This is a genomic window from Pseudomonas fluorescens (genome assembly GCF_902497995.1).
Lineage (GTDB): Bacteria > Pseudomonadota > Gammaproteobacteria > Pseudomonadales > Pseudomonadaceae > Aquipseudomonas > Aquipseudomonas fluorescens_BK.
This window is the reverse complement of the sequence record NZ_CABVII010000078.1, coordinates 1-508: the sequence shown is the minus strand read 5'-3', so window position 1 is coordinate 508 and position 508 is coordinate 1. Positions and strand designations below refer to the sequence as shown.

Genomic DNA, 508 nt, shown 5'->3' with positions numbered 1-508 from the left:
GGCATATCCATGTCGCCATTTACGAAGCCCACCAGCACTTCCATGCCGACTCGCGGGATCAGCACCGAACCATAGCGATCATGCGCCCAACCGCTGGCAACCCTCAGCCAGCAGCTGGCATGATCGTCATGCTCACCGCCGCGGTCCCAGGCCATTTGCACCTTGACCCGGCCATACTCGTCGCAATGGATCTCACTGTTGGCGGGGCCGGTGACCACGGCATGTTGATAACCCGAGATCACCGGGCGCGCCTGCTCATCCAGGGGTGGGCGAAAGATCACATCCCACGGCGCGGCGACAAACGCATTGCGATAACCCTGGTGAAAATCCGCGCCTGCCACCTCGGTCACCGCCTCTTCCAGCACCTGCGGTTGCTTGCCCTCGTGGGTCACTTGCGTGACCAGCCACAGGTCATTCCATTCACCGCGTGGGTGACCGCTCAGCTTGAGAAACCGGCCACTGGCCAATGCCGGTTCATCACCTTTGCCACGCGCGATGCAGTAGTCGC

1 protein-coding gene is annotated in these 508 nt (G+C 62.0%); it reads right to left on the bottom strand.

Going from position 1 to position 508, the window contains the following annotated elements; all coding sequences use genetic code 11:
• Window positions 1–508, bottom strand: a 508-nt coding sequence (gene tssI / locus F8N80_RS30995; protein WP_150785347.1) for a type VI secretion system tip protein TssI/VgrG, incomplete at both ends; no start/stop codon positions are given.